Source organism: Rhodonellum psychrophilum GCM71 = DSM 17998, assembly GCF_000381545.1.
Taxonomy (GTDB): domain Bacteria; phylum Bacteroidota; class Bacteroidia; order Cytophagales; family Cyclobacteriaceae; genus Rhodonellum; species Rhodonellum psychrophilum.
On sequence record NZ_KB906693.1, the window covers coordinates 86,269 to 88,983 of the forward strand.

At 42.7% G+C, this 2,715-nt stretch carries 1 protein-coding gene; it reads left to right on the plus strand.

Annotation, left to right across the window (positions count from 1 at the left end):
• The first annotated feature begins 1,041 nt into the window (after positions 1-1,041).
• The gene (locus tag F824_RS0122385; RefSeq protein WP_019600180.1) at positions 1,042-2,580 is read left to right on the plus strand and encodes a helicase HerA-like domain-containing protein; all 1,539 of its coding nucleotides are present in this window, start codon (positions 1,042-1,044) and stop codon (positions 2,578-2,580) included.
• Positions 2,581-2,715: the final 135 nt, after the last annotated feature.

Genomic DNA, 2,715 nt, shown 5'->3' on the forward strand with positions numbered 1-2,715 from the left:
GAATCAATAAAGTGAAGAATTCCCGTCCCAATTTGAAGAAGAGATATCAGCCTTGATTTTTTGGTTCCTTTTTGATCAAGCAAAAAGGGACAAAGGAAAAAAAATTGCGATTAATGACAACTACCTGCTTTAGCGAAAAACCTTCGGGATTCAATCTTTTTCTTTAGCCAAAGAAAATGGATCACTCGACATCATTTATCCAAGGGTTAAAACCCTTGTCTACCAATATGTCAGGGCGCTGCCCTTTTTCGTGAGGAGTCTTTTGATAGGGAATACCATTAATGAAGTTTGGGTAGCTACTGTTCATAGCTTACAGGGTAATTACCACTAGACTTGCTAAGGACGAGGGATGAGGAAATTGGACCGGGCCGGCAAGGAAGGTGTGGTCTGTGAGGACACAGACCACGGTTAACCGGAAGGAAACGTTATCATCGCACCAAACTTCCGCCGGATGAAAGGACGGCCTATATATCTGCGGTTTTTGGCAGGCATCGGAGAGCGTGAAGAAAATGAGTTAGCTCACGAAGGTTTACCGAGTGAGATCCACTCATTTTTAGCTCTCAGAAGCCAGACAAAAATCAAATTGGAAGGGAATCAATAAAGTTAAGAATTCCCGTCCCAATTTGAAGAAGAGATATCAGCCTTGATTTTTTGGTTCCTTTTTGATCAAGCAAAAAGGGACAAAGAAAGAAAATTGCGATTAATGATAACTACCTGCTTTGGCGAAAAACCTTCGGGATTCAATCTTTTTCTTTAGCCCAAGAAAACAACTATGCCTTCCATATTCCCACGGATTTCACTTATGGTATTTAAATTTGAAACCCTTACTTCCTTTTTGACCGAAAAACGCTATCAAAAAATATATGTATTGAAATTAGATTTTTCATAGTCAGGTAATGCGTTAACGCGGATGGGATTGAATACCAGAATCTGTTGTGACCCACTCACAAATTGTCGCTCTCATTAAAAAAAACCTCAATTCATCTTTACGTATTCAGGTTTTTTAATTTAGATTGTATACTAAACTATTGAACCTTTCAAATGAGCAATACAGAACTGTTTAAATCACACATTGAGCAAGGGTATACTTTTAAAAATGACTATATCGTATTGGGAACAGGAATCTTGGATCTCGAACCTGTCCATGAAACGCATGTAAAAATTCCTCTCAAAACGCTCAACCGCCATGGATTGATTGCTGGTGCAACCGGCACGGGAAAGACCAAAACACTTCAGGTGATTGCGGAGCAATTGTCTCTCAAGGGTGTCCCCTCGGTATTGATGGATTTAAAGGGAGACCTATCGGGTTTGGCTATGCCAGGGGAAAAAAATGCTTTCATCGAAAAGCGGATGGCCATGATAGGATTGGCGTATGATCCCATGGGCTTACCTGTGGAGTTGATGTCCATCAGCCAAGAGAAAGGAGTAAGGATGAGGGCCACTGTTTCTGAATTTGGCCCAGTCCTGATGTCTCAGATCATGGATTTGAACGCTACCCAAGGGGGTGTGATTTCTTTGGTTTTCAGGTTTTGTGATACCCACCACATGCCCTTGTTGGACCTCAAAGACCTCAAGAAAGTACTTCAATACATTATGAATGAGGGAAAAGAGGACATTACCAAGGAATTTGGTGGGATATCCTCCGCCTCGGTCAATACGATCATGCGTAAAATCATTGAGTTGGAGCAGCAAGGAGCGGAAAGCTTTTTTGGGGAGCGGTCATTTGATGTAGAGGATTTTGTCAGAACAAAGGATGGTAAGGGTTTGATTTCCATTATCCGTTTGACCGATATTCAAAACCGTCCTAAACTCTTCTCCACCTTTATGTTGAGCTTGCTTTCGGAGATCTACGAAACCTTTCCGGAGCAAGGTGATTCGGATAAACCCAAACTTTGTCTTTTTATTGATGAAGCCCATTTGGTGTTTTCCCATGCCAGCAAGGATTTGATCAACAAGATTGAATCCATCGTCAAGCTGATTCGCTCCAAGGGAGTAGGGGTCTTCTTTTGTACCCAATCCCCAACAGACGTTCCGGACAATGTATTGGGTCAATTGGGATTGAAAGTGCAGCATTCGCTTCGTGCCTTTACGGCCAAGGACAGAAAGGCCATTGTCAAAACCGCTGAGAATTATCCCATATCTCCTTTCTACAAAACCTCGGAGGTACTCACTTCGATGGGAATTGGAGAAGCATTGGTTACTGCTTTGAGTGAAAAGGGAATTCCTACTCCGCTAGTGCACACCCTTTTACGGGCACCCATTTCACGCATGGATATTTTGGATTCCAGCGAAATCAACCAGCTGGTGAATGCCTCGAGCTTGGTGAAAAAATACAATGCCGAAATCGACCGTGAAAGTGCTTTTGATATCCTGGAAAAGAAAATATCCCGAGCAGAAGAAGCGGCAGCGGTGTCAAAACCAGTTGCCAAGGTTCCTGCTACAAGAGCAGGAAGACCCGCCAAGGAGGCCAGTATGTTTGAGGATTTGAGCAAAAACACGATGGTAAGACAGATGGGAAGAACGCTTTTCAGGGAATTGGCCAGAGGTATATTGGGTTCCATCACAGGAAAAAAGAGATAGTTCTCCGATTTTGATTGGAATGGGCATTTGGGAGGTTTAATCCGTATTGCGCATGACCAATTCAATTCTAGCCAAAAAACGCCTCTCAACCAGTTGTTGGTTTGTTATTTTGGACTTCACCAAAACAGTACGCTG